This is a genomic window from Phenylobacterium sp. (assembly GCF_036821595.1).
In the GTDB taxonomy this organism is placed as follows: Bacteria; Pseudomonadota; Alphaproteobacteria; order Caulobacterales; family Caulobacteraceae; genus Phenylobacterium.
On sequence record NZ_DAISJG010000015.1, the window covers coordinates 52655 to 74301 of the forward strand.

At 72.0% G+C, this 21647-nt stretch carries 22 protein-coding genes and 1 tRNA gene; 12 read left to right on the plus strand and 11 right to left on the minus strand.

Annotated elements, in window-relative coordinates; genetic code table 11:
• Together V7Z97_RS09840 and V7Z97_RS09845 are read right to left on the minus strand one after the other, a co-directional pair.
• Positions 1 to 1707, minus strand: a complete 1707-nt coding sequence (locus V7Z97_RS09840; protein ID WP_334163140.1) for a fatty acyl-AMP ligase — start codon at positions 1705 to 1707, stop codon at positions 1 to 3.
• Entirely contained in the window at positions 1704 to 3080 is a 1377-nt protein-coding gene (locus V7Z97_RS09845; RefSeq protein WP_334163142.1) for a lipopolysaccharide biosynthesis protein, read from the minus strand. Before V7Z97_RS09845 ends, V7Z97_RS09840 begins: the two co-directional genes overlap by 4 nt.
• Positions 3081 to 3173: 93 nt before the next feature.
• Between V7Z97_RS09845 and V7Z97_RS09850 the strand changes: the two genes are divergently transcribed.
• Positions 3174 to 3686, plus strand: coding sequence for a GNAT family N-acetyltransferase (locus V7Z97_RS09850; protein WP_334163143.1), 513 nt, complete (start codon positions 3174 to 3176; stop codon positions 3684 to 3686).
• A 10-nt stretch (positions 3687 to 3696) separates the two neighbouring features.
• Here the strand turns inward: V7Z97_RS09850 and V7Z97_RS09855 are convergent.
• Positions 3697 to 3786: transfer RNA gene (locus V7Z97_RS09855), tRNA-Ser, on the minus strand.
• A gap of 136 nt (positions 3787 to 3922) precedes the next feature.
• Between V7Z97_RS09855 and V7Z97_RS09860 the strand changes: the two genes are divergently transcribed.
• The 6 genes from V7Z97_RS09860 to purN are packed head-to-tail and all read left to right on the plus strand — an operon-like array spanning position 3923 to position 8378.
• Complete coding sequence (locus V7Z97_RS09860) at positions 3923 to 4462, plus strand: septal ring lytic transglycosylase RlpA family protein (protein ID WP_334163146.1); 540 nt, start codon at positions 3923 to 3925, stop codon at positions 4460 to 4462.
• A 40-nt stretch (positions 4463 to 4502) separates the two neighbouring features.
• Complete coding sequence (tmk, locus tag V7Z97_RS09865; RefSeq protein WP_334163147.1) at positions 4503 to 5138, plus strand: dTMP kinase; 636 nt, start codon at positions 4503 to 4505, stop codon at positions 5136 to 5138.
• The gene (locus tag V7Z97_RS09870) at positions 5131 to 6126 is read left to right on the plus strand and encodes a DNA polymerase III subunit delta' (protein ID WP_334163148.1); all 996 of its coding nucleotides are present in this window, start codon (positions 5131 to 5133) and stop codon (positions 6124 to 6126) included. Before tmk ends, V7Z97_RS09870 begins: the two co-directional genes overlap by 8 nt.
• A gap of 37 nt (positions 6127 to 6163) precedes the next feature.
• A complete protein-coding gene (locus V7Z97_RS09875; protein WP_334163150.1) occupies positions 6164 to 6940 on the plus strand; it encodes a TatD family hydrolase in 777 nt (258 codons plus the stop codon).
• The gene (locus tag V7Z97_RS09880; RefSeq protein WP_334163151.1) at positions 6937 to 7761 is read left to right on the plus strand and encodes an MBL fold metallo-hydrolase; all 825 of its coding nucleotides are present in this window, start codon (positions 6937 to 6939) and stop codon (positions 7759 to 7761) included. Before V7Z97_RS09875 ends, V7Z97_RS09880 begins: the two co-directional genes overlap by 4 nt.
• A complete protein-coding gene (purN, locus tag V7Z97_RS09885; RefSeq protein ID WP_334163152.1) occupies positions 7761 to 8378 on the plus strand; it encodes a phosphoribosylglycinamide formyltransferase in 618 nt (205 codons plus the stop codon). The genes V7Z97_RS09880 and purN overlap by 1 nt, the downstream gene beginning before the upstream one ends.
• On the opposite strand, the gene mnhG is transcribed toward purN, so the two are convergent.
• Genes mnhG through V7Z97_RS09915 form a run of 6 tightly spaced genes read right to left on the minus strand, consistent with a single transcriptional unit; the run spans position 8375 to position 14350 of the window.
• Complete coding sequence (gene mnhG / locus V7Z97_RS09890) at positions 8375 to 8746, minus strand: monovalent cation/H(+) antiporter subunit G (protein ID WP_334163154.1); 372 nt, start codon at positions 8744 to 8746, stop codon at positions 8375 to 8377. The two genes, purN and mnhG, sit on opposite strands and share 4 nt — an antisense overlap.
• On the minus strand, positions 8743 to 9024 hold the full coding sequence (locus tag V7Z97_RS09895; protein WP_334163155.1) for a K+/H+ antiporter subunit F: 282 nt from the start codon (positions 9022 to 9024) through the stop codon (positions 8743 to 8745). Before V7Z97_RS09895 ends, mnhG begins: the two co-directional genes overlap by 4 nt.
• The gene (locus tag V7Z97_RS09900) at positions 9021 to 9509 is read right to left on the minus strand and encodes a Na+/H+ antiporter subunit E (RefSeq protein ID WP_334163157.1); all 489 of its coding nucleotides are present in this window, start codon (positions 9507 to 9509) and stop codon (positions 9021 to 9023) included. The genes V7Z97_RS09895 and V7Z97_RS09900 overlap by 4 nt, the downstream gene beginning before the upstream one ends.
• Complete coding sequence (locus V7Z97_RS09905; protein ID WP_334163159.1) at positions 9506 to 11095, minus strand: monovalent cation/H+ antiporter subunit D; 1590 nt, start codon at positions 11093 to 11095, stop codon at positions 9506 to 9508. Before V7Z97_RS09905 ends, V7Z97_RS09900 begins: the two co-directional genes overlap by 4 nt.
• 4 nt (positions 11096 to 11099) lie before the next feature.
• Positions 11100 to 11432 carry a Na+/H+ antiporter subunit C gene (locus tag V7Z97_RS09910; protein WP_334163160.1) on the minus strand — a complete coding sequence of 111 codons (333 nt, stop codon included), beginning with the start codon at positions 11430 to 11432 and terminating at the stop codon, positions 11100 to 11102.
• A complete protein-coding gene (locus V7Z97_RS09915) occupies positions 11432 to 14350 on the minus strand; it encodes a monovalent cation/H+ antiporter subunit A (RefSeq protein ID WP_334163162.1) in 2919 nt (972 codons plus the stop codon). Before V7Z97_RS09915 ends, V7Z97_RS09910 begins: the two co-directional genes overlap by 1 nt.
• A 256-nt stretch (positions 14351 to 14606) precedes the next feature.
• Here V7Z97_RS09915 and V7Z97_RS09920 point away from each other — a divergent pair, with 256 nt between their 5' ends.
• The 3 genes from V7Z97_RS09920 to V7Z97_RS09930 all read left to right on the plus strand — a co-directional run bounded on the left by V7Z97_RS09920 (position 14607) and on the right by V7Z97_RS09930 (position 16795).
• Entirely contained in the window at positions 14607 to 15512 is a 906-nt protein-coding gene (locus V7Z97_RS09920) for a universal stress protein (RefSeq protein WP_334163163.1), read from the plus strand.
• Positions 15513 to 15595: 83 nt separating this feature from the next.
• Positions 15596 to 15976, plus strand: a complete 381-nt coding sequence (locus V7Z97_RS09925) for a putative quinol monooxygenase (RefSeq protein ID WP_334163164.1) — start codon at positions 15596 to 15598, stop codon at positions 15974 to 15976.
• A 99-nt stretch (positions 15977 to 16075) separates the two neighbouring features.
• Positions 16076 to 16795, plus strand: coding sequence for an SIMPL domain-containing protein (locus tag V7Z97_RS09930; RefSeq protein WP_334163165.1), 720 nt, complete (start codon positions 16076 to 16078; stop codon positions 16793 to 16795).
• A gap of 7 nt (positions 16796 to 16802) precedes the next feature.
• Here V7Z97_RS09930 and V7Z97_RS09935 read toward each other — a convergent pair whose 3' ends face one another.
• Both V7Z97_RS09935 and V7Z97_RS09940 read right to left on the minus strand, forming a co-directional pair.
• Positions 16803 to 18701: a HAMP domain-containing methyl-accepting chemotaxis protein gene (locus V7Z97_RS09935; RefSeq protein ID WP_334163167.1), complete on the minus strand. Its 1899-nt coding sequence runs from the start codon at positions 18699 to 18701 to the stop codon at positions 16803 to 16805.
• Positions 18702 to 18893: 192 nt separating this feature from the next.
• Positions 18894 to 20090, minus strand: coding sequence for an MFS transporter (locus tag V7Z97_RS09940; RefSeq protein ID WP_334163169.1), 1197 nt, complete (start codon positions 20088 to 20090; stop codon positions 18894 to 18896).
• A 158-nt stretch (positions 20091 to 20248) separates the two neighbouring features.
• On the opposite strand from V7Z97_RS09940, the gene V7Z97_RS09945 reads away from it, so the two are divergent.
• Positions 20249 to 20740, plus strand: a complete 492-nt coding sequence (locus V7Z97_RS09945; RefSeq protein ID WP_334163171.1) for a hypothetical protein — start codon at positions 20249 to 20251, stop codon at positions 20738 to 20740.
• A 79-nt stretch (positions 20741 to 20819) separates the two neighbouring features.
• Positions 20820 to 21632, plus strand: coding sequence for a nucleoside triphosphate pyrophosphohydrolase (gene mazG / locus V7Z97_RS09950; RefSeq protein WP_334163172.1), 813 nt, complete (start codon positions 20820 to 20822; stop codon positions 21630 to 21632).
• Positions 21633 to 21647 lie beyond the last annotated feature (15 nt).

Below are 21647 nucleotides of genomic sequence, written 5' to 3' on the forward strand. Positions count from 1 at the left end.
TCAGGCTGGCTCGACCGACCGGAACGCGCCGGCCAGGTAGAGGGCGCGCGCCTTGGAGCGGCTGAGCTTGCCGGAGGAGGTCTGGGGCAGGGCGTGCGCGCCCACCAGCTCCACCCGGGCCTCGACCGCGTGGCGGGACCGCAGCACGGCCGCCACGTCGGCGGCCAGCGCCTCGCGCACCGCCGGGTCGCTGGAGCGCGACTGCACCAGCACCACCACCTCGTCCTCCGGGTCGCCCTCGACGGCGAAGGCCGCCACGTCGCCGGAGCGCAGGCGCTCCACCTCGGCTTCCGCCGTCCACTCCAGGTCCTGCGGCCAGATGTTGCGGCCGTTGAGCAGGATCAGGTCCTTGGCCCGGCCGGTCGGCGTGAAGGCGCCGCCCTCCAGGAAGCCCAGGTCGCCGGTGTCGAGCCAGCCGCCCGCGTCCAGCACGGCGGCGGTCGCCTCCGGCTGGTTCAGGTAGCCGGTCATGATGCTGGGCCCGCGGACGAAGATCCGGCCCACCTGGCCCTCGGGCAGGCGCTCGCCGGCCGCCCCGCGGACCTCCAGCTCATGGCCCGGCAGCACCGGACCGCAGCTCACGAACTCCCGCGCCCGCCGGCCGGACGCCGGACGCACCAGGCCGTCGGCCTCCATGCGCGCGACGTCCACCGCCGCCGCCTGCAGGCCCTGGCCGAGCGGGGCCATGGTCAGCGCCAGCGTCGCCTCGGCCATGCCGTAACTGGCCACGAAGGCCCGGTCGCTGAAGCCCACCCCGGCGAACCGCTCGGCGAAGGCGCGCAGCGGGCCCGGACGGACCATGTCCCCGCCGCTGCCGGCGATCCGCCAGCCGGAGAGGTCGTAGCCGGAGATGTCGGCGGTGTCGGCGCGCCGGGCGCACAGCTCGTAGCCGAAGGAGGGGCTGTAGGAGATGGTCCCGCCGCGGGTCATCAGGTCGAGCCAGATCAGCGGCCGGCGCACGAAGGCGGCGGTCGGCATCAGGTCGACGGTCATCTGGCTGGCCAGCGGGCTCAGCAGGAAGCCGATCAGGCCCATGTCGTGGTAGAGCGGCAGCCACGACACCGCCCGGTCCTGCGGCCTCACCTGCAGCCCGTCGCGGGTGATCGCCAGGGCGTTGGCCATCAGCGCCCTGTGGGTGACCAGCACGCCGGTCGGATTGCGCGTGCTGCCCGAGGAAAACTGCACATAGCAGGGCGCGTCCGGCGCGATCGCCGGCAGCTCGCCCGCGGCCGGCGGCGGCAGGTCGTCGATCCCGATCGGGGCGCGCATGGCGAGCGCCGCGGCGGCCTCCGCCAGCCAGGGCAGCAGGCTGGCCGGGCCGAACACCGCCGCCGCGCCCGCCGAGCCCAGCAGGCGGCCGAGCTGCTCGATGTAGGCCTGCCGCCCGGCCAGCGGCGCGGGCAGGGGCAGGGGCGCGGGGATCAGGCCGGCGTACTGGCAGGCGAAGAACAGCCGCACGAAGTCGGCGTCGGTGTCGGCCACCAGGCCCACGCGGTCGCCCGCAGCGAGCCCAGAGGCCAGCAGCCGCCGCGCCAGCACCTGCGCCTCGTCACGCAGGGTCGCGTAGGGCAGGGCCAGCGCCAGCTTGCCGCGCAGGTCGTAGAGGTTCACGCCGGTCGGGCGCGTGGCGGCGAACTCCAGGGCTTCGACCAGGGTCGGGAAGCCGAGGCGCAGTTCGCGGTCGGGTGCGGTGGGAGTCGGAGTCACAGACCGTCTTTCGCGCCGGAGGCCGGGTCCTCGCAAGCGGCTTCTTGGCCGCGTGGCCCTCTGGGCCCCCGCAGCAGCATCCCCAGATTACCCAGCGCCATGGCGGCGGCGGCCGCCACGAGGCCGATGGCCGCACCCTCCGCGCCCCACTCGCCGATCAGCAGCGGCAGGGCCGCCAGGAAGGCCGCGCTCACCACCATGCGCACCCGCAGCGCCGCGCCGGGCCGGCCCAGCGAGACCAGCATCGGCTCCAGCGGCAGGGCGAAAATGCCGATGGCCGCGGCGCCCACCTGCCAGGTCATCAGCGAAGCCGCCGGCGCGAATGCCTCGCCCATCACCAGGCTGAGCAGCGGGCCCCCGGCGAAGGCGGCGACGGCGACGATCAGGAGGCTGAAGCCGCCCGTCATCAGGCCCACCTGGGCGGCGAGCCTCGCCATCTCGCCCTCGCCCTCGCCCTCGGCCACCCGCAGCCGCGCGAGCTCCGGATAGAGCGCGGGCGTCAGCAGCTTGGCGGGCTTGGCGATGGCGTCGGCCACCTGCCGTCCCAGGCGCCAGAACCCGGCCTGGGCGGGTCCGACCATGGCCCCCACGGCGAGGGTGACCACATGGGTGAAGGCCACGTCGAGCGTGGCGCTGAGGTTCGTCGACCAGGCGAACCGCCAGACGCCCGGCAGCCCCCTGCCGAGCGGGCCGCGCAGCCGGAAGCCGTCCAGCAGGCCGCGCAGCCGCAGCTCGCCTGCCGAGGCGGCCACCAGGTAGGCGAAGCCCGCCCCGGTGCCCAGCGCCCAGACCAGCAGGTAGGCCTCCAGCGGGGCCTTGAGGGCCCAGGCCAGCCCGCATCCGACCAGCCGGACCAGGGAGACCAGCGCCGTCTGCTTGGCCATCACGTCGAAACGGTCGAACAGCCGCAGCAGGCCGAGCGGCGTGGCCGAGACCATGAAGGCGATGGAGAGCACATAGCCCGCCGCCGCCGGCGCGTTGGCCGGCCCCCAGCCCAGCGGCCCGGCCAGCAGGAAGGCGCCGGCGAGCCCGATCGCCAGGCCCACGGCGCAGCTCGCCGCGTCCAGGGCCAGGGTCAGCCGCAGCACCTGCTGGAAGGTCGCCGTCTTCCCCTGCGCCAGCGGCCCCGCGCCGTAGTGGATCACCGTCTGCCAGGACTGGAACTTGACCACGTCGCCGAGGAACTGGGCGAAGGCGTGGATCAGCACCAGCACCCCGAACGCCGTCACCCCCAGGCCGCGCGCCGCCACCGCCAGGTAGGCGAGGCTGAGCACGGCGTTGACCGTCCGACCGCCCAGCAGCAGGCCGGCGTTGGTCACCACGCGGCGGAAGGCGGCGGGCCTTGGCGGGTGCTGGGCGGCGTCGGGGCTCATCGGGCCGGAAGGTGGAGGGAATCTCGTCCGCGCGCCATTCCCGCCACGAACGCGGCGTTGCCTTCCCCCCGGAAGCCGGCTTTGGCTTCGTCCATGTCCGACCGATCGAGCGATCCCGGCGCCGCCGTCATCCGCCCCGCGACCCATGCCGACGCTGCGGCGCTCGGGCGGCTGGGCGCCCTCCTGGTGCGCGTGCACCACGATTTCGACGCCGCGCGCTTCATCACGCCCACGCCGGGGACCGAGGCCGGCTACGCCCGCTTCCTGGCCTCCCGGATCGGCCAGCCCGACTCCCTGGTGCTGGCGGCCGAGGTCGGCGGCGAGGTCGCCGGCTACTGCTACGCCGAGCTGGAGGGCGCCGACTTCATGTCCCTGCGCGGCCCGGCGGGGATGATCTACGACCTGCTGGTGGACCCCGATCACCGGGGCGGGGGCCTGGGACGCCGCCTGCTCGAGGCGATGCGCGCCGCCCTGGTCGAGCGCGGCGCGACGCAGGTCGTGCTCTCCACGGCGGAGCGCAACACGCTCGCCCAGAAGCTGTTCGCCGCCGCCGGCTTCCGCCGCACCATGATCGAGATGACCTGGGACGCGCCCGAGCGGGACTGACCTGCGAGGCTGGCGGACAGGGTGGGATTCGAACCCACGGTGGGCTCGCACCCACGGCGGTTTTCAAGACCGCTGCCTTAAACCACTCGGCCACCTGTCCCTGAGCGGAACCGGCCTCTTAGCAGGGCGAGGCGCGACGCTCCACCGGCGCGGCGCTTAACCGCAGAGCAAGTTTCCTAAGCCACCCTTAACCATGCCCCATCGGGGGGCGAGCCGCTGGAGCTGGGGGCGTCGCCATGGATTTTGGATCGTTTCTGCGCATCGGCGCCGTGGTCGCGGCCGCCGCGTCGCTGGCCGCCTGCGCTGGCGGTCCGCGCTATTCCACCGGGGTCGAGGGGGCCAAGAGCCGTCCCCGCGACGTGCCGGAGACGGCGAAGCGCGGCGGGACCTGGAAGCCCTACCAGGTGAACGGCAAGTGGTACACGCCGCACGAGCAGCCCGACTACAACGAGGTCGGCGTCGCCTCCTGGTACGGCGGCCACCACCAGGGCCGGCCTACCGCCAACGGCGAGCGGTTCGACAAGAACGCCATCACCGCGGCCCACAAGACCCTGCCGCTGCCGTCGGTCGTGGAGGTGACCAACCTCGACAACGGCAAGCGCATCCGGGTGCGGGTGAACGACCGCGGCCCGTTCGTCGACGGCCGGATCATCGACCTGTCGCAGGAGGCCGCGCGGCGCCTGGGCTTCGAGGGCAAGGGCCTGGCGAAGGTCCGCGTGCGCTACGTCGGCCGGGCCGGGATCGAGACCGCGACCCTCAACGTCAACGTCGAATAGCCCCGCTGGACATCCGCCGCGAACCGGCCAATTTGGGCCCGTGACGCGCGGGCGGTTCATCACTTTCGAAGGCGGCGAGGGGGCGGGCAAGTCGACCCAGCTCCGGCGCCTCGTCGCGCGCCTGCAGGCCGCCGGCCGCGAGGTGGTGGCCACCCGCGAGCCCGGCGGCTCGCCGGGCGCGGAGAGCATCCGCGAGCTGGTGCTGAACGGCGCCGCCGATCGCTGGAGCCCGGTCACCGAGACGCTGCTGATGTACGCCGCCCGGCGCGACCACATCGAGCGGGTCATCCGCCCGGCCCTGGACCGCGGCGCCTGGGTGGTCTGCGACCGCTTCGCCGATTCCACCCGGGCCTACCAGGGCGCGGCCGGCGGCACGGCCCCCGGCCTGATCTCGGCGCTGGAGACCCACATCCTGGAGGGCACCCGGCCCGACCTGACCCTGATCTTCGACCTGCCCACCGAGGTCGGGCTGGAGCGGGCCCACGCCCGGGCCGGGTCGGAGATGCGCTTCGAATCCAAGGGCATGGCCTTCCACGAGCGGCTGCGGGAGGGCTTCCTGGCGATCGCCGCGGCCGAGCCCGACCGCTGCGCCGTCGTCGATGCGCGTGGCGACCTGGACCAGGTCGAGGCGGAGGTCTGGGCCGCGGTCACCGACCGGCTGGCCGTCCATGCCTGAGGTCCGCCACCCGCGGGAGGTGTTCGAACTCGAGGGCCAGCAGGCCGCGGAGGAGGCCTTCGAGGCCGCCCGGGCCCGCGGCCGGCTGCACCACGCCTGGCTGCTCACCGGGCCCGAAGGCGTCGGCAAGGCCACCTTCGCCTACCGCGCCGCCCGCCGCCTGCTGGGCGCGCCGGCCGACCCGCGCCACGGGATCCTGGGGAGCGACCCCGACCATCCGGTGAGCCGCCAGGTCATGGCCCGCTCGCATCCCGACATCCTGGTGCTGGAGCGCGAGGGCCCCGACGGCAAGCCGCGCAAGGTGATCCCGGTCGACGACGTCCGCCGCCTGGCCGAGTTCTTCTCCAAGTCCCCGGCCAGCGCGCCGCACCGCGTGGCCATCGTCGACGCCGCCGACGACCTCAACGTCAACGCCGCCAACGCCCTGCTGAAGACCCTGGAGGAGCCGCCGCCGCGCGGCGTCCTGCTGATGGTCTCCCACTCGCCGGGCCGGCTGCTGCCCACCATCCGCTCGCGCTGCCGCCGGCTGGCCCTTCCGCCGCTGTCCCTGGAGGAGGCCGCGGCCTTCGTCCGCGACCGCATCGAGGTGACCGAGGAGGACGCGCTTCGCCTCTCGCGCATGGCGGGTGGCGCGCCCGGCAAGGCGCTGGCGCTGGCGGCCGGTCAGGCGCTGGCCATGGACGACGCCGCCCGCGCCCTCCTGGCCGACCTGCCGCAGATGGACGAGGCCATGGCGCTCTCCCTCGCCGACCGGTTCCGGGGCGGGGAGGGGCAGGCCCAGTTCAACCTGCTGCTCGACCGGCTGGCCGACCGGGTCCACGCCATGAGCCTCGACCGCGCCCGGGAGGGCCGGGGCCCGCTTGATCGCTGGGCGCTGGCGTGGGAGACGCTCCAGCGCCTGCCGCGGGAGGTCGAGGCGTTGAACCTCGACCGCACGGATGCGCTCTTCACCGCGCTCCGCGAGCTGCGTCAGGCCGCGCAGGCCTGAGCGGCGAGACCCGAAGTTCCCCTATGTTGCCGAACCCATGTTGATCGACAGCCACGTCAACCTGCACGCCCCACAGTTCGACGAGGACCGCGAGGCCGTGATCAGCCGCGCGCTCGCCTCCGGCGTCCGCCTGATGGTCAACATCTGCGACCGGGTCTCCAACTTCGACAAGGTCCGCCACGTCGCGCAGCACCCGGACATCTGGTGCACCGTGGGCACCCACCCGCACGAGGCCAAGGAGGATCCGGATCTCGCGCCCGAGACCCTGATCCGGCTGGCCCGGGACCCCCGCGTCGTCGGCATCGGCGAGTGCGGTCTCGACTTCCACTACGACCTCAGCCCCCGCGACGTGCAGGCGAAGGTGTTCCGCGCCCACGTCGTCGCCGCCCGCGAGACCGGCCTGCCGCTGGTGGTCCACACCCGCGAGGCCGACGAGGTGATGGGCGACATCCTCGAGGAAGAATACGCCGTCGGCCCGTTCCGCATCCTCATGCACTGTTACACCTCGGGCCCCGAGCTCGCCCGGCGCTGCGCGGCGCTCGGCGCCTGGTTCTCCGTCTCCGGCATCGCCACCTTCAAGGCCGCCGAGGACGTCCGCGAGGTGATCCGCGCCATGCCGGAGGACCGGATCATGGTGGAGACCGACTGCCCCTATCTGGCGCCCGTGCCCTACCGCGGCCGGCGCAACGAGCCGGCCATGCTGCCCCACGTGCTGGCCAAGCTGGCCGAGATCCGCGGCTGGAGCCTCAAGGAGGCCGAGCAGAGGACCGAGGACGCCTTCTTCGCCCTGTTCGACCGGATCCCGCGCCCGTGAGCGGGGTGCTGGAGGTCACCATCCTGGGCTCCGGCTCCTCGGGCGGCGTGCCCCGCGCCGACGGCGAATGGGGCGCCTGCGACCCCGACAATCCGAAGAACCTGCGCTCCCGCTGCTCCCTGCTGGTCCGCCGGCGCGGGGAGGGGGCCGAGGCCGAGACCACGGTCATCGTCGACACCTCGCCGGACCTGCGGATGCAGACCGCGCTCGCCGGCGCCAGGCGCCTCGACGCCGTCCTGCTGACCCACGACCACGCCGACCAGATGCACGGCCTCGACGACGTGCGCGCCTTCTTCCTGCGCCAGCGGGCCCGGCTGCCGGTCTGGATGGATCCCCCGACGACCGAGAGCGCCCTGCGCCGCTTCGGCTACGTCTTCGAGGGGGAGGCGGGCTATCCGGCCATCTGCGACGCCCGGGCGCTGCCGGCCCATGGCGTGGACTGGACGGTGGAGGGGCCTTCGGGGCCGATCCCCGTGCGCACCTTCGACCAGGACCACGGCGCGATCCGCTCGGTGGGCTACCGGTTCGGCGGGGTGGCCTATTCCAGCGACGTGGTCGGGCTGGACGAGGCGGCCTTCGAGGCCCTTGCGGACCTCGACGTCTGGATCGTCGACGCCCTGCGCTACCGGCCGCACCCGACCCACGCCCACCTGGAGCGCACCCTGGAATGGATCGCCCGGGCGAAGCCGCGCCGCGCCATCCTCACCAACCTGCACATCGACCTCGACTACGAGACCCTTCGCCGGGAGCTGCCCATGGGGGTCGAACCGGCCTACGACGGGATGCGGTTCGAACATGAGCTCGGGGCGGAATTTCCCTGATGTCTCAAGGTCTCAAGCTCGGTTTCCTCGCATCCGCCAACGGCTCCAGCGCGCGGGCGATCGTCAATGCGGTCCGGGCAGGGCAGCTCACGTCGGAAGCCCGGCTGCTGGTCAGCAACAACCGCAAGGCGCCCGCCCTGGAATGGGCGCGTGAGGCGGGCTTGGCGGCGCTGTGCATCCCGACCCAGGCCGATCCGGAGGGCGCCGACCAGAGCCTGGCCGCCGAGATGGCCGCCCATGGCGTCGACCTGATCGTGCTGTCCGGCTACCTGCGCCGGCTCGGCCCGGCGACGCTGCGCCGCTACGGAGGCCGCATCCTCAACATCCACCCGGGCCCACTGCCGGCCTTCGGCGGCCACGGCATGTACGGCCGACGCGTCCACGAGGCGGTGATCGCGGCCGGCGCGCCCGAGAGCGGCATCTGCATCCACCTGGTGGACGAGGAATACGACCGCGGTCCGGTGATCGCGCGCCGCAGCGTCGAGGTCGCCTCGGGCGACACGCCCGAGAGCCTGGAGGCCCGCGTCACCAGCCTGGAGCCGCAGTTCTTCATCGAGACCCTGCGCCGGATCGAGAGCGGCGAACTCCTGCTGCCGCCGATGGCTGCCGACGGCTAGGTCCGCCCCCCGTCGGGGCTCTCCGGACTCAGGGCCGGCACCTCAGGGTCGCCTTCCCGCCGGTCTCGGGCGAGCGCGGCCCGCACGATCAGCATCAGGCTGATCGGGGTCGTCAGGGTCAGGAACACGGCGATCAGGATCTCGTGCATGACGAGTTCGCCGCGGATGGCGGAGAAATAGAGGATCGAGCTGGTGAGGATCAGCACCATTCCCATGCTGGAGCCGAGCGTCGGGGCGTGCACCCGCTGATAGAAGGACTTCAGCCGGAAGAGGCCGATGGCCCCCGCCAGCGCGAATAGGGCGCCGCCGAGCAGGCAGAGGCAGATCAGCAGCGTCAGGGGCAGGGGTATTTCCGCCGCACCGTTCATTCCACCACCTCGCCGCGCATCAGGAACTTGGCCAGGGCGACCGTGGTCGCAAAGCCCAGCAGGGCGATGATCACGCTGGCCTCGAAGTAGAGGGTGCTGCCCGTGCGTATCCCCAGGGTGATCAGGAGGAGCATCCCCGAGATGTAGAACGCGTCGAGCGCGATCACCCGATCCTGGGCCCGAGGCCCGCGGATCATCCGGAACAGGTAGAGGCCCATCGCCGCCACCAGCATGAGCTGCGCCAGGGTGATGGCGGCCGGCAGGAGGGCTGCGCTCACTCGAAAATCTCCTTCAATGGCGTCTCGTACCGGTCGCCGATCAGCCGGATCCAGTCCGCTTCGTCGACGAGATCGAACACGTGGATCAGCAGCAGCCCTTCGCGGGCGCGATAGCTCATCCAGATGGTGCCGGGCGTGGCGGTGATGATGCAGGCGAGCACCGCAAGGCCGTAGGGGTCGCGCAGCTGGAGCGGCACGGTGACGAAGCCCGATCGGACGTCGCGTGTCGTCCCGCCCAGCATGATGCGCAGCAGGGCCAGGTTGGACCGGATCACGTCGCCGACCACCAGGGTTCCCAGCCGGAAGAGGCGGCGGCGGTTGCGGATGCGGAGCGGCGGCGGCTGCAGCCGGCCGAAAGCCGCGCCGAGCACGAGGCCCAGCACCGCCCCGATCACGAGGTGTCCGACGGCCAGGCTCTGGTTGAGGACGAGCCAGGTCCCGAGCAGGAAGAGGCTCATCGCCGGATAGGGCAGCAGCCGCTTCACGAGGCTCCTCCTTCGCCGAGCACGGCCTCGATGTACTGGTTGGGCTCCAGGAGCTGCGCGGCGGTTCGCTGCATGTAGCGGAACGGCGCCTCGACGACGACGGTCAGCAGGAGCAGGGCGATCAGCAGCAGTCCCAGGGGGAGGGCCTCCCCCAACCGGATGGTGGGCGGGATGCGGTTCGGCTCCGCCCACCAGATCTGGATGCCGGCGCGCGCCAGGGCGATGAGCGAGAACAGGCTCGAGCCGATGATCAGGGCGGCCACGGCCATGGCCGCGCCCGGAACCGGGCCGGGGGGAGCCTGGAGCAGCGGCGCCAGCATGGCGACCTTGGCCAGGAAGCCGGGCAGCGGCGGTACGCCGGCGACCAGCAGGGTGCAGATCAGGAAACCCGCGCTCAGGATCCCCACCGGCGCGGAGATCAGCACGGCGCTCTCGTCCTCCTCGGTGAACTGCCCGGCGTCGCCGGGATCCAGGGCTTCGAGCAGCGGCGGCTCCTCGAACTCGTCGGCGCCCTCCGGCCCGATCACCCCGCTCAGCAGGAACAGGGCCGCCGCGCCGAGGGTCGAGACCACCATGTAGAACAGGCTTCCGGCGAGCGCCTGCGGCTCGGCGAACACCACCACCCCGAGCAGGGCCCCCACCGATATCATCAGGCTGTAGCCCGTCAGCCGCCCGAGGTCGCGCACCGCCAGCATGCCGATCACCCCGACCACGAGTGTCGCCACGCCGACGGCGAGGATCCATCCGCGGCCGAACCCGGCAGAGGCCGCAGCGTCATCCCCGAACACCAGCAGTCCCAGCCGCAGGACGGCGTAGATCCCGACCTTCGTCATGATCGCGAACATCGCGGCCGCGACCGGGACGGCGGCGTCGTAGGCCCGCGGCAACCAGAATCCCAGGGGCCAGGCGGCGGCCTTGACGAGGAACGCCACGCCGAGGACCGCGGCGCCGGCATGCAGCAGGCCGCGCGGTCCCTCGGGGACATGCGGAATGCGCTCGGCGAGCAGGGCCATGTTGAGCGTGCCCGTGACGCCGAAGATGGTGCTCACGCCGACGAGGAAGAGCAGCGAGGCGGCGAGGTTCAACACGATGTAGTGGAGGCTGGCGGTCACCCGGCGCTCGCCCGATCCGTGCAGCATCAAGCCGTATGACGCCGCCAGCAGGATCTCGAAGAAGACGAACAGGTTGAAGAGGTCGCCTGTCAGGAAGGCCCCGTTCAACCCCATCAGCAGGAATTGCGTCAGGGCGCCGTAGTACGGGCCGAGCCGCGCCCATCGGTCGATGGCGAAGGCGGTCGTGAGCAGGCCCAGGATCGAGGACAGCAGGACCATCAGCGCCGCCAGGCGGTCGGCGACGAGGACGATCGCCACCGCCGAGGGCCAGTCCCCGAGCCGGTAGGTAATGGCGAGCGAGCCCTCCGCCCGGTCCACGCTCACAAGCAGCGCCACGGCCGCCACGAGCAGGAGGACGCAGCCGCCTAATGCCAGGCCCGCCTCGATCCGTCGCCGGCGCCCGCCGGCCAGGAGCATCAGCGCGCCGGCGGCCAGTGGCAGCAGGATGGGCAGGATGGCGAGGTGGGCGCTCACCGCGTCACTCCCTCCCGTCCACATGGTCGGCGCCGGTCAGCCCGCGCGCGGCCAGCACGACCACCAGCAGCAGGGCCGTCGTGGCGAAGCTGATGACGATCGCCGTCAGCACCAGGGCCTGGGGCAGGGGGTCGGCGTATTCGGCCAGGGTTCCGGTCCGGCCCTTTAGGATCGGCTCGGCCCCAATGCGCAGGCCTCCCGTGGCGAAGATGAAGAGGTTCACCGCATAGGAGAGCAGCGTCAGGCCGATGATCACCTGGAAGGTGCGGGGCCGCAGGATCAGCCAGAGGCCCGAGGCGGTGAGGACGCCGATTGCAGCGGCGAGCACGACTTCCATCAGGCGTTCCTTCCCGTCTCGGTGTCCGGCGGGTCCGCCGCGGGGCGGCCGTGGCGGGTGCGGCGCAGGGACTGGTGGGCCAGCGAGACCAGGATCAGGGTGGTCGACCCGACGACCACCGCGAAGACGCCGAGGTCGAACAGCAGCGCCGTGGCCACCGGCGTGCGGCCGAGCGCGCCGAAGTCGAGGTAGGTGAAGTAGGACGTGAGGAAGGGGTAGCCGAAGACCCAGGATCCGAGACCGGTCGCCAGGGCGAGCAGCAAGCCGCTGGCGATCCAGCGGACCGGCAGGACCCGCACGCGGTTTTCGACCCAGCGGACGCCGCCGGCCATGTAGAGCAGGATCAGCGCCACGGACGCCGTCAGCCCGGCCGAGAACCCGCCGCCTGGCAGGTCGTGGCCGCGCAGGAACAGGTGGACCGAGAAGAGCAGGATCACCGGGACCATCAGCTGGATGATCAGCCCGGGCACCCGCAGATACTCCATGAAGGCGTGCGCCCCGGCCCCGGCGACATTCATCGCCTCGGCCGCCTGCTGCCCCGCGCGCTGCTCCAGCGGGGCGATGCTCTCGGGGCTCGGACGGAAGCGGCGCAGCAGGGCGTAGACGGAAAGGGCCACGATGGCCAGGACGGTCACCTCGCCGAAGGTGTCGAAGGCCCGGAAGTCCACCAGGATGACGTTGACCACGTTGCGCCCGCCGCCGTCGGCGTAGGCGCGGCTCAGGAAGAACCCCGAGACGGAGCCGTCGACCGGCTGGGTCATGACGGCGTAGGCGAGCGCGGACATGCCCGCGCCCCCGCCCAGCGCCAGGGCGGCGTCGCGGACCCGTCGCAGGCGGGTCGGCAGCCCGCGGGCCTCCGGCATCCTGACGCGGGGCGGAAGCCAGCGCAGGCCGAGCAGGATGAGGATGGTGGTCACCACCTCCACAAGAAGCTGGGTGGTCGCCAGGTCCGGCGCCGAGAGCCAGACGAATGAGATGCAGGAGATCAGGCCGGCTCCGCCGACCATGATAAGGGCGGCCAGCCGGTGGAACTTCGCCGCCATGGCCGCCCCGATGGCGCAGGCTCCGCCGATCAGCCACAGCCCCGCGAACGCCGGGCCCACGGAGGAAAGAGCTTCGGTGGGGAATGGGCGTGGCCCGCCGAGGGCGGCCAGGGCGGCCGCGAGTGCGGTGGCCAGCACGATCACAAGCTGAGGCTGGAGCCGGTCGGCCGGGAACCGCCGCAGGACCCACCCCGGGCCGGTGTCCGAGATGAACTGCAGGCCACGCTCGAAGGCCGCCTTCGCGCTCAGGGGCCCGAACGTGATGGCAGGCGAGCCCAGGAGCCGGCGGCGGAAGGTCAGGTAGAGGGCGACGCCGCTCGCCATGGCAAGGGCGCTCATCCCCAGCGCCGGCGTGAGCCCGTGCCAGACGGAGAGGGTAAAGTCCGGCGTCCGCTCGCCGAGGATCGACTGGGCGGCGCGCCTCAGCACCGGACCCATGGTCACGGCCGGCAGCGCGCCCACCACCAGGCAGGCCAGGGCCAGCAGCCCGATGGGCGCCACCATCCAGGCCGGCGGTTCGTGAGGCTGTTTCGGCAAGTTTCGGGGGGGCTTGCCGAAGAAGACGCCGCCGATGAAGCGCAGCGAATAGACGACCGAGAAGGCGCTGGCGGCGACCGCCACGACGGTCGGCGCGAAATCCATGACCGACCCGCCGCGCGCCGCGAGGGTCTCCTCGAAGAACATCTCCTTGGACAGGAAGCCGTTCAGCAGCGGGACGCCGGCCATGGCGGCCGCCGCGACGGTGGCGAGCGCGGCGGTGACCGGCATGAAGCGCGCGAGCTGGCCCAGCCGGCGCATGTCCCGCGTGCCGGCCTCGTGGTCCACTGCGCCTGCGGCCATGAACAGCGAGGCCTTGAAGATCGCGTGGTTGACGATGTGGAAGATCGCCGCGACGCAGGCGAGGGGACTGTCCAGGCCGAGCAGGAAGGTGATCAGGCCCAGGTGGCTGATCGTCGAGTAGGCGAGCACGCCCTTCAGGTCGTTCTGCAGGATGGCCAGGAAGGCGGCCAGCAGGAGCGTGACCAGGCCGGCGGTCGTCACGGTCCAGAACCAGAGGTCCGTGCCCGACAGCACCGGCCACAGGGTCACGAGCAGGAACACGCCGGCCTTCACCATGGTCGCCGAGTGCAGGTAGGCGGAGACCGGGGTAGGGGCCGCCATCGCCTGCGGCAGCCAGAAGTGGAAGGGGAACTGCGCGCTCTTGGTGAACGCCCCCAGGAGGATCAGCAGGGTGGCCGGTCCGTAGAGCGGGCTGCGGCGGATCGCGTCGCCCGAAGCCAGGATAGCCTCCAGGTCGTGGCTGCCGGCGATCCGCGCGAGCAGCAGCAGGCCGGCGAGCAGGCAGAAGCCGCCCGCGGACGTGACGATCAGCGCCGTCCTGGCGCCCTCCCGGGCGGCGGCCCCGCGGTGCCAGTAGCCGATCAGCAGGAAGGAGAGGAGGCTCGTCATCTCCCAGAAGACGACGAGCAGGATCACGTTGCCCGACAGGACCACGCCGACCATGGCCCCTGCGAACCCCAGCAGCAGGGCGTAGAAGCGGGGCACAGGATCGGCCGGCGACATGTAGTAGCGCGCGTAGACGGACACCAGCAGCCCGACGCCGTAGATCAGCATCAGGAAGATCCAGCGGAAGCCGTCCAGCAGCAGGCGGAAGTCGAGGCCGAGGCTGGGCGCCCAGGGGATGAACAGCCGGGTCGCCTGGATTCCCGAGATCTCGCCCGACAGGGTGATGGTGAGGCCGAGACCGGCGGCCATGGCTGCGATCGCCAGCGCCGCAGCCTGGTTCCGCGCGTGTGGCCGGAGCATCGCCGCTCCCAGGCTTGCGGCGAAAGGCGCGGCGAGCAGGAGGACGAGCAGCACTTCCGTCCCTGTCACCGGCGACCCTCCTGCTCCCGTGGCCGGCCGCGTTCGGCCGCGGGCGTATCCTCCCGGTTTCGCGCCCTACCTTCAAGCTGCGGCTTTCCATCGCCGGCGAAGAAATGTTTGCGACAAGCCATTGCCGCGGCACGGAAAACGCTGTTCCGGGACGGCTTCACGTGAAGGTGTGTTGAAGGTATAGTCTGGAGACATAGATAAATGGCCTAGAAATTCTTGGATCTTGGCCCGTTTCTCTCAAGTCGGGCGAATTGTGATGACTCAGCACATGATGGATCAGTCCGCGACGCTGGTTCCACCTCGGAAGATCTTGCTGGCCACGGACCTCAGCGGTCGCGGCGACCGTGCGCTCGACCGGGCGACGCAACTTGCCGGCCAGTGGGACGCCGAACTCACCGTGGTCCACGCCATCGAGGGGGCTGGCCTCGACCTGCCGGAACATAAGGGCCTGCCGTCCTGGCGCGGCCCGCCTGACCCCGTGGCCTACGTGGAACGGCAGATCCGCGAGGATGTCCGGGGACCATGCCCCCGGTTGCGCGTCATCGTGGAGGAGGGGCCCGCCATACAGGTGATCCTCGCCACGATGGAGCGTGAGGCCGCCGATCTCGTGGTTATCGGGCTCGGCCGCAACCGGGCATTCGGCATCGGCGGCGTGGGCCGCACGGTCCACGAGCTGTTCCGACGGTCGCCGGCCTCCGTGCTGGTCGTGAAACGCCGGCCCAACGGGCCGTACCAGCACCTCCTTGTGGGGGTGGATTTCTCGCCCGAGTCGAGGTGTGGCCTGGAAATGGCCGGCCGTCTTCTTCCTGACGCCGCCATGGCCGTCATGCACGCCTACGAACTGCCGTATCGGGGGTACATGCTCGACACGCCGCTGGGCCGCGATTTCGGAGAGCTCGAGTCGTCGACGCTGCGCAGGTTCCTGGACGAGGCGGACCTTCGTCCCGAACAGCGCCAGCGGATCTTTCCGCTCATCGAGCACGGGCCGCCGGAAGCCATGATCGCAGCCTATGTGATGGAGCGCGGCGCCGACCTGACCGTGATCGGCGCCCACGAGCGCCGTCTGCTGTTCCACATGGTCATCGGGGGCAACGGGCCGCGGATCATCGATACCGCGCCGAGCGATGTGCTCGTGGTCCGCGCCGAGCGGCCTCAGGACTGAACGTCGCCATCGGGACGCCGCCGCGGATCGAGAGCGGCGAACTCCGGCTGCCGCCGACGGCCGTTAACGGCTAGGCTTGCGCCATGCAGATGGAACGGCGCGGATTCGTCGTGGGGGCCGCGGCGCTGGGCGTCGCCGGCGCCGCCGTGGCCCAGGAGAAGACCCCGATGTACGGCCTGATCGGCAGGATGCTGGCGCAGCCGGGCCAGCGCGACGCTCTGGCCGTGATCCTCATGGACGGCGCGGGCGCCATGCCGGGCTGCCTGAGCTACGTCGTCGCCCGCGATCCCACGAACGCCGACGCCATCTGGATCACCGAGGTGTGGGACAGCGCCGCCAGCCACCAGGCCTCGCTGAAGCTTCCGGCGGTGCAGGCGGCGATCTCGAAGGCGCGTCCGATCATCGCGGGCTTCGGGGAGCGCTTCGAGACCGAGCCCGTGGGCGGCTTCGGACTGCCCGCCTGATATTTCCGATAATCTTCCTTAGGCGAAGAATGGACATGGGCGTTCAGCGAATTGACAGCTTGGCCGCCGTAATCCCCTCCTGAAGCTCCGGAGGGCCCGATGGCCGACAATCTCCTCGTTCCCGCCGCCGTGGCCGGCGGTCTCCTGGCGATCGGCGTGGCGGCCGGCGGCGCCTTCGTCGGCAAGGGCGTGGAGAACGCCCGGATCGGCGACCGCAGCGTCACCGTGCGCGGCCTCTCCGAGCGGATCGTGAAGTCCGACCTGGCGGTCCTGCCGCTGCGCTTCGCCGCCGCCGGCGACGAGCTCACCGCCGTCCAGGCCGACGTCGACGCCGACCTCGCCGCCGTGCGCCGCTTCCTCGCGGCCCAGGGCTACACGAACGCCGAGGTCGACCTCGGCCGGCTCGAGGTCACCGACCAGTACGCCCGCGAGTACCAGCCGCAGGACATCCGCGCCCGCTACCGGGTCGCCCAGACCGTCATCGTGCGCACAGCCAACGTCGACCGCGTCCAGGCCACCACCCGCAGCCTCGACCAGCTTCTGCGCCAGGGCGTGGTCCTGCAGGACTTCACCGGCCCGTCCTACCTGTTCACGAAGCTGAACGACGTGCGCCCCGCGATGATCGCGGAGGCCACCGCCAGCGCCCGCACCGGCGCCGAGCAGTTCGCGCGGGATTCCGGCGCGAAGCTCGGCCCGATCCGCTCCGCCACCCAGGGCTCCTTCGAGATCCTCGGCCGCGACGAGGTCGGCTACGAATCCAACTCCCAGGTGTTCAAGAAGGTGCGCGTCGTCACCACCGTGCACTACCGGCTGCGCTGAGCCGGCGTCAGAACTCGCCCCAGGCGTCCTCCTCGCCGACCACGGCCAGCTTGCGCGCCGTCGCCGCCCCGGAAGCGTAACGCGGCGCGGCCGCCGCCGCACGCCGGGCCGGCGCGGGCGTCGCGCCGCCCTTCCCGGTGTTGAACTGCCGCATCAGCCGGTCCAGCCCCTCGGCGTCCCGGGCCAGCGCATGGCTCGCCGCGGTGCTCTGCTCCACCATGGCGGCGTTCTGCTGGGTCACCTGGTCCATCTGGTTGACCGCGGTGTTGACCTGGTGGAGCCCGGTGGACTGCTCCTGGGCCGAGGCGGCGATCTCGCCGACGATGCCGCTGATCTCGGTCACCTGGGCCACGATGCGCTCCAGCGCCTGGCCGGTGGCCGCAACCAGCTCCACCCCCTCGCCCACCTGGGCCGTGGAGGCCCGGATCAGGGCCTCGATCTCCTTCGCCGCGTCGGCCGAGCGCTGGGCCAGCGCCCTCACCTCCGACGCGACCACGGCGAAGCCCTTGCCGGCGTCCCCGGCCCGGGCGGCCTCCACCCCGGCGTTCAGGGCCAGCAGGTTGGTCTGGAAGGCGATCTCGTCGATCACCCCGATGATCTGGCCGATCTGGCCGGCCGACGCCTGGATGCCGCCCATGGCCTCCACCGCCCGGCCGACCACCGCCCCGCCCTGCTCCGCGTCCGCCCGCGCCCGGCCCACCAGGGCGTTGGCGTGGCTCGCGCCCTCGGCCGTCTTGCGGACCGTGGCGGTGATCTCGTCCAGCGCCGCGGCGGTCTCCTCCAGGCTCGCGGCCTGCTGTTCCGTGCGCCTGGAGAGGTCGTCGGCCGCCTGGCTGATCTCGCCGGCCCCTGAGCCGATCGCCGTGGTGTTCTGCACGACGACCACCATGGTCTCCTGCAGCTTGTCCATGGCGGCGTTGAAGTCGCGCCGCAGGTCCTCGTACTCCTCGGGAAACGCCGTCTCGATGCGGCAGGTCAGGTCGCCGCCGGACAGCCGGTCGAGGCCCGCGGCCAGCGCCGCCACCACCTCGGCCTGGGCCCGGGCGGCCGCCTCGCGGGTGCGCTCGTTGCGCCGCCGCTCCTCCTCCGTGGCCGCCCGCTGGCTCTCCGTCTCGCCCTGCAGCCGGTTCACCTCCAGGCCGTTCGTGCGGAAGACCTCCACGGCCCGGGCCATCTCGCCGATCTCGTCGGGCCGCGCCGTGCCTTCCACCTCCAGGCCGTAGTCGCCGCCCGCCAGCCGCCGCATCAGCTCGGCCAGCCGCACCAGCACCGCCGTCACCGCCCGCTCGAAGTAGAGCGCCGCGCCCACCGCCCCCAGCACCATCACCGCCACCACGGCGATCATGATGGCGCGAACGCCCTGGTAGATCCGCGTCGCCGCGGCGGCCTGCGCCCCGGCCTTGGCGGCCTCCTCGCCGGCCAGGGCCGTGAGGTCCTTGGAGAGCTTCATGAACCGCGGCCGCGCCTCGCGGAACAGGGCCTCGGCCTGGTCGCTCTGCGCCGCGCGGGAGGCGATCAGCATCCCCTCGTTGGCGCGCCGGTAGTCGGCCCAGTTGCGCTCGAACGCATCGAGCCTTGCGGCGTCCTCGCCCGGCCGCAGCAGGGTCCGGTACTCGCCGACCAGCCGGGTGACGTCACCGGCGAAGCCGACGATCTGGCCGTCCGCCGTCTTCCGCAGCGCGTCGGTGTCGGCCATGGCGTGGCGGGCCTCCACTACGCGGTAGTTGGCCAGCGTGGTGTTGAGCTGCTCGGCGATCCGCGCCCGGGGCAGCCATCGCTGCGTCATCGCCTGGGTGGCCTGGTTGAGCACGCTGAGCTGGTAGGCCGCGAACAGGCCCGAGGCGGCGAACGCCAGGGTCACCGCCACGAAGAGGATGCGGAGCTTGAGCTTGAGTGTGAGCGCCATGACGTCGGTCCAGTGATCTCGCGAAGGGCCCTCGCCCCTCCTGCTGGCGACGTCGGTATCGGAAGGAAGTTTTCGCGGATTTAATTTCCTCAGTAATTGGAGAGTGAGATACTGATATCTCCCCACATCAGTACTGAATTGATCAAGTACTGCTCTGTGGTTTGCAGTGTTGCGGCGCCCGCTTGATGTTCGTCAGCTGAATCGCGTCTCGGCCTCCAGGCGCCCGGCCAGCCGGCGCAGGACGACGGCGGCGGCGACGCTCACCGCCGACAGGGCTGCCAGCAGCCACAGCGTCGTGGTGGCGCCGAGCTGCGAGAGCATCAGCGCCCCGATGGAGGGGGCGAAGGCCGCGGTGATCTGCACCGGCCGCCCGATCCGGCCGGAGACCGCCGGCGCCTCCAGCGGCCCGAACAGGTAGAGCGGCAGCGATCCCCGGGCCACCGAGACCAGTCCGATCCCCGCCCCGTAGGCGATCAGGGCCAGGGGCGCGGCCGAGGTCGGCAGGACCGGCAGCAGGCCGACGCCCGCGGTGATCGCGCCCACGGCCACGATCATCGTCACGCTGGGGTGGATGCGCGCCCCGAACAGCGACTCGCCGAAGCGGGCGCTCACCTGCGAGGGCCCGATGAAGACGCCCAGCGCCACCGCCGCCGCCAGGGTCAGGCCGCGCTCGCGCAGGATGGTCACCAGGTGCACCGAGATGATGTTGGCCACCAGCACCTCGAACATCAGCAGGAAGGCCAGGACCACCACCGCGGTCCGGGCGGCCCGGGAGAGGCCATGGGCGTCGGCCTTCGCCCCCGCGCCGCCCCCTGCCCCGGCCGCCGGCTCGGCGTCCGGCAGCAGCCAGCGGTAGATCGGCAGGGCGATCGCCAGGTGGACGGCCGCGTAGATGGCGCAGGTCCAGCGCCAGCCCACCTCGGTGACCAGCAGGCCGCTCAGCGGCCAGAAGCTGGTGCTGGCGAAGCCGCCCCACAGGGTGACCATGGTGATCGCCTTGCGCGCCTCCAGGCCGTAGAGCCGGCCCAGCGCGCCGAACGCCGCGTCGTAGAGCCCAAGCGGCATGGCGAAGCCGATCACCACCCAGCCCGCGAAATAGACCGCCAGGTGCGGCGCGGCGGCGATGGTCAGCAGCCCCGCCGCGAACAGGATGGAAGACAGGCTGAGCGCAGGCTTGCCCCCGTGGCTGCGGATCCACCGGCCCGCCCTGGGCGCCACCGCCGCCCCGGCCAGCGAGCCCGCCGACATGCCTCCGAAGATCCACGGCAGCGGCCAGCCGGTGTCCTCGCTCATCGGCTGGCCGAGCACCGTCAGCAGGTAGAGGGTCGTGCCGAAGGCCAGCATCTGCCCGAGGCCCAGCCCCGAGGCCACGAGCCAGCGCGGGCGCATCACCGCCCTCCCCGGCGATCGGCGGGTCGGGACGGGCCGGGCACGGAGCGCATGGCCGCTACTGTGCGCCGATTCCGCGCCTATATTGACCGGAGACGGCGCGTGACGGGCGCGAAGGTCTGTGTTAAGTTTTTACTGTACATCATCGGGAGCCTCCCATGCGCACTCTAGCCATCGCCACCGTCGCGCTGCTGGCCAGCGGCGCCGCGGCGCTCGCCGCGCCCGCCAGCGTCTCGGTCACCATCGGGCCCGAACTTCGGGAGAAGGCGGTCAAGACCTACGGCGTGAAGGACGTCGACCGCCTCGCCCAGCACCTGCGCGAGGACGTCGAGCGCGAGCTCGCCCGCACCGGCGCCTACGAGGACGGCCGCGTCGAGCTCGTGCTGACCGACGCGGTGCCGAACCGGCCGACCTTCAAGCAGATGTCCGACACGCCCGGCCTCTCCATGCAGAGCTTCGGCATCGGCGGCGCCGCGATCGAGGGCCAGGCCGTCGCCGCGGACGGCGCGGTCACCCCGCTCCGTTACCGCTGGTACGAGACCGACATCCGCCAGACCTGGGCCAACTGGATCTGGACCGACGCGGAACACACCTTCGACCGCTTCGCCCGGAACCTCAGCCAGGGCCGCCGGGTCGTCGCCCAGCGCTAGCGGCCGGCCGATACTTGCGCCACAGGACGGCGCGCGGTCTCATCGCCGCGCGCCGTTCGCGTTTCTCCGGGATCTCCAGATGACCTCCTCCGCCCCGTCCGGCGACCTGCGGCCCATCGACCGCCTGCTGGCGATCATGGCCCGTCTGCGCGATCCCGAGACAGGCTGCCCCTGGGACGTGGAGCAGACCTTCGCCACCATCGCCCCCTATACGGTCGAGGAGGCCTACGAGGTCGCCGACGCCATCGAGCGGAACGACCTCGCCGACCTGAAGGAGGAGCTGGGCGACCTCCTGCTGCAGGTCGTCTTCCACGCCCGCATGGCCGAGGAGAAGGGCGCCTTCGACTTCGAGGACGTCGCCCGGGCGATCAACGACAAGATGGTCCGCCGCCACCCCCACGTGTTCGGCCAGGAGACCTACGCCTCGCTCGCCGACCAGAAGGCCGGCTGGGAGGAGCTGAAGGCCCAGGAGCGCGAAGGGAAGGGCCGCGCGGAGAGCCTGCTGGACGACGTGCCGGTCGGCCTGCCGGCGCTGACCCGCGCCGTGAAGCTCTCGAAGCGCGCCGCCGGCGTCGGCTTCGTCTGGCCCTCGGCCAAGGAGGTCCTGGAGAAGCTGCACGAGGAGGTCCGCGAGCTGGAGGTCGAGGTCGCCGCCGGCGACCTGGAGAAGGCCCGACAGGAGATGGGCGACGTGCTGTTCGTGGTCGCCAACCTCGCCCGCACCCTCGACGTCGACCCCGAGGACGCGCTGCGCTTCACCAACGCCAAGTTCGCCCGCCGATTCCGCTACATCGAGCAGCGCCTCGCCGAGCGCGGCAGGACGCCCGACCAGTCCGACCTCGCCGAGATGGACGCCCTCTGGGACGAGGCGAAGGTCGCCGAAAAGGGCTGAACGCCCCCGCGTCTG

Excerpts from the sequence above, each read along its gene's own strand:
- V7Z97_RS09935 (WP_334163167.1), bottom strand. The coding sequence starts at position 18,701 with ATGGCGCTCACACTCAAGCTCAAGCTCCGCATCCTCTTCGTGGCGGTG.
- purN (WP_334163152.1), top strand. The coding sequence starts at position 7,761 with ATGTCTCAAGGTCTCAAGCTCGGTTTCCTCGCATCCGCCAACGGCTCC.
- V7Z97_RS09910 (WP_334163160.1), bottom strand. The coding sequence starts at position 11,432 with ATGGAAGTCGTGCTCGCCGCTGCAATCGGCGTCCTCACCGCCTCGGGC.
- V7Z97_RS09845 (WP_334163142.1), bottom strand. The coding sequence starts at position 3,080 with ATGAGCCCCGACGCCGCCCAGCACCCGCCAAGGCCCGCCGCCTTCCGC.
- V7Z97_RS09930 (WP_334163165.1), top strand. The coding sequence starts at position 16,076 with ATGGCCGACAATCTCCTCGTTCCCGCCGCCGTGGCCGGCGGTCTCCTG.
- mazG (WP_334163172.1), top strand. The coding sequence starts at position 20,820 with ATGACCTCCTCCGCCCCGTCCGGCGACCTGCGGCCCATCGACCGCCTG.
- V7Z97_RS09945 (WP_334163171.1), top strand. The coding sequence starts at position 20,249 with ATGCGCACTCTAGCCATCGCCACCGTCGCGCTGCTGGCCAGCGGCGCC.
- V7Z97_RS09940 (WP_334163169.1), bottom strand. The coding sequence starts at position 20,090 with ATGCGCCCGCGCTGGCTCGTGGCCTCGGGGCTGGGCCTCGGGCAGATG.
- mnhG (WP_334163154.1), bottom strand. The coding sequence starts at position 8,746 with ATGAACGGTGCGGCGGAAATACCCCTGCCCCTGACGCTGCTGATCTGC.
- V7Z97_RS09860 (WP_334163146.1), top strand. The coding sequence starts at position 3,923 with ATGGATTTTGGATCGTTTCTGCGCATCGGCGCCGTGGTCGCGGCCGCC.
- V7Z97_RS09925 (WP_334163164.1), top strand. The coding sequence starts at position 15,596 with ATGCAGATGGAACGGCGCGGATTCGTCGTGGGGGCCGCGGCGCTGGGC.
- V7Z97_RS09850 (WP_334163143.1), top strand. The coding sequence starts at position 3,174 with ATGTCCGACCGATCGAGCGATCCCGGCGCCGCCGTCATCCGCCCCGCG.
- V7Z97_RS09875 (WP_334163150.1), top strand. The coding sequence starts at position 6,164 with ATGTTGATCGACAGCCACGTCAACCTGCACGCCCCACAGTTCGACGAG.
- V7Z97_RS09920 (WP_334163163.1), top strand. The coding sequence starts at position 14,607 with ATGACTCAGCACATGATGGATCAGTCCGCGACGCTGGTTCCACCTCGG.
- V7Z97_RS09870 (WP_334163148.1), top strand. The coding sequence starts at position 5,131 with ATGCCTGAGGTCCGCCACCCGCGGGAGGTGTTCGAACTCGAGGGCCAG.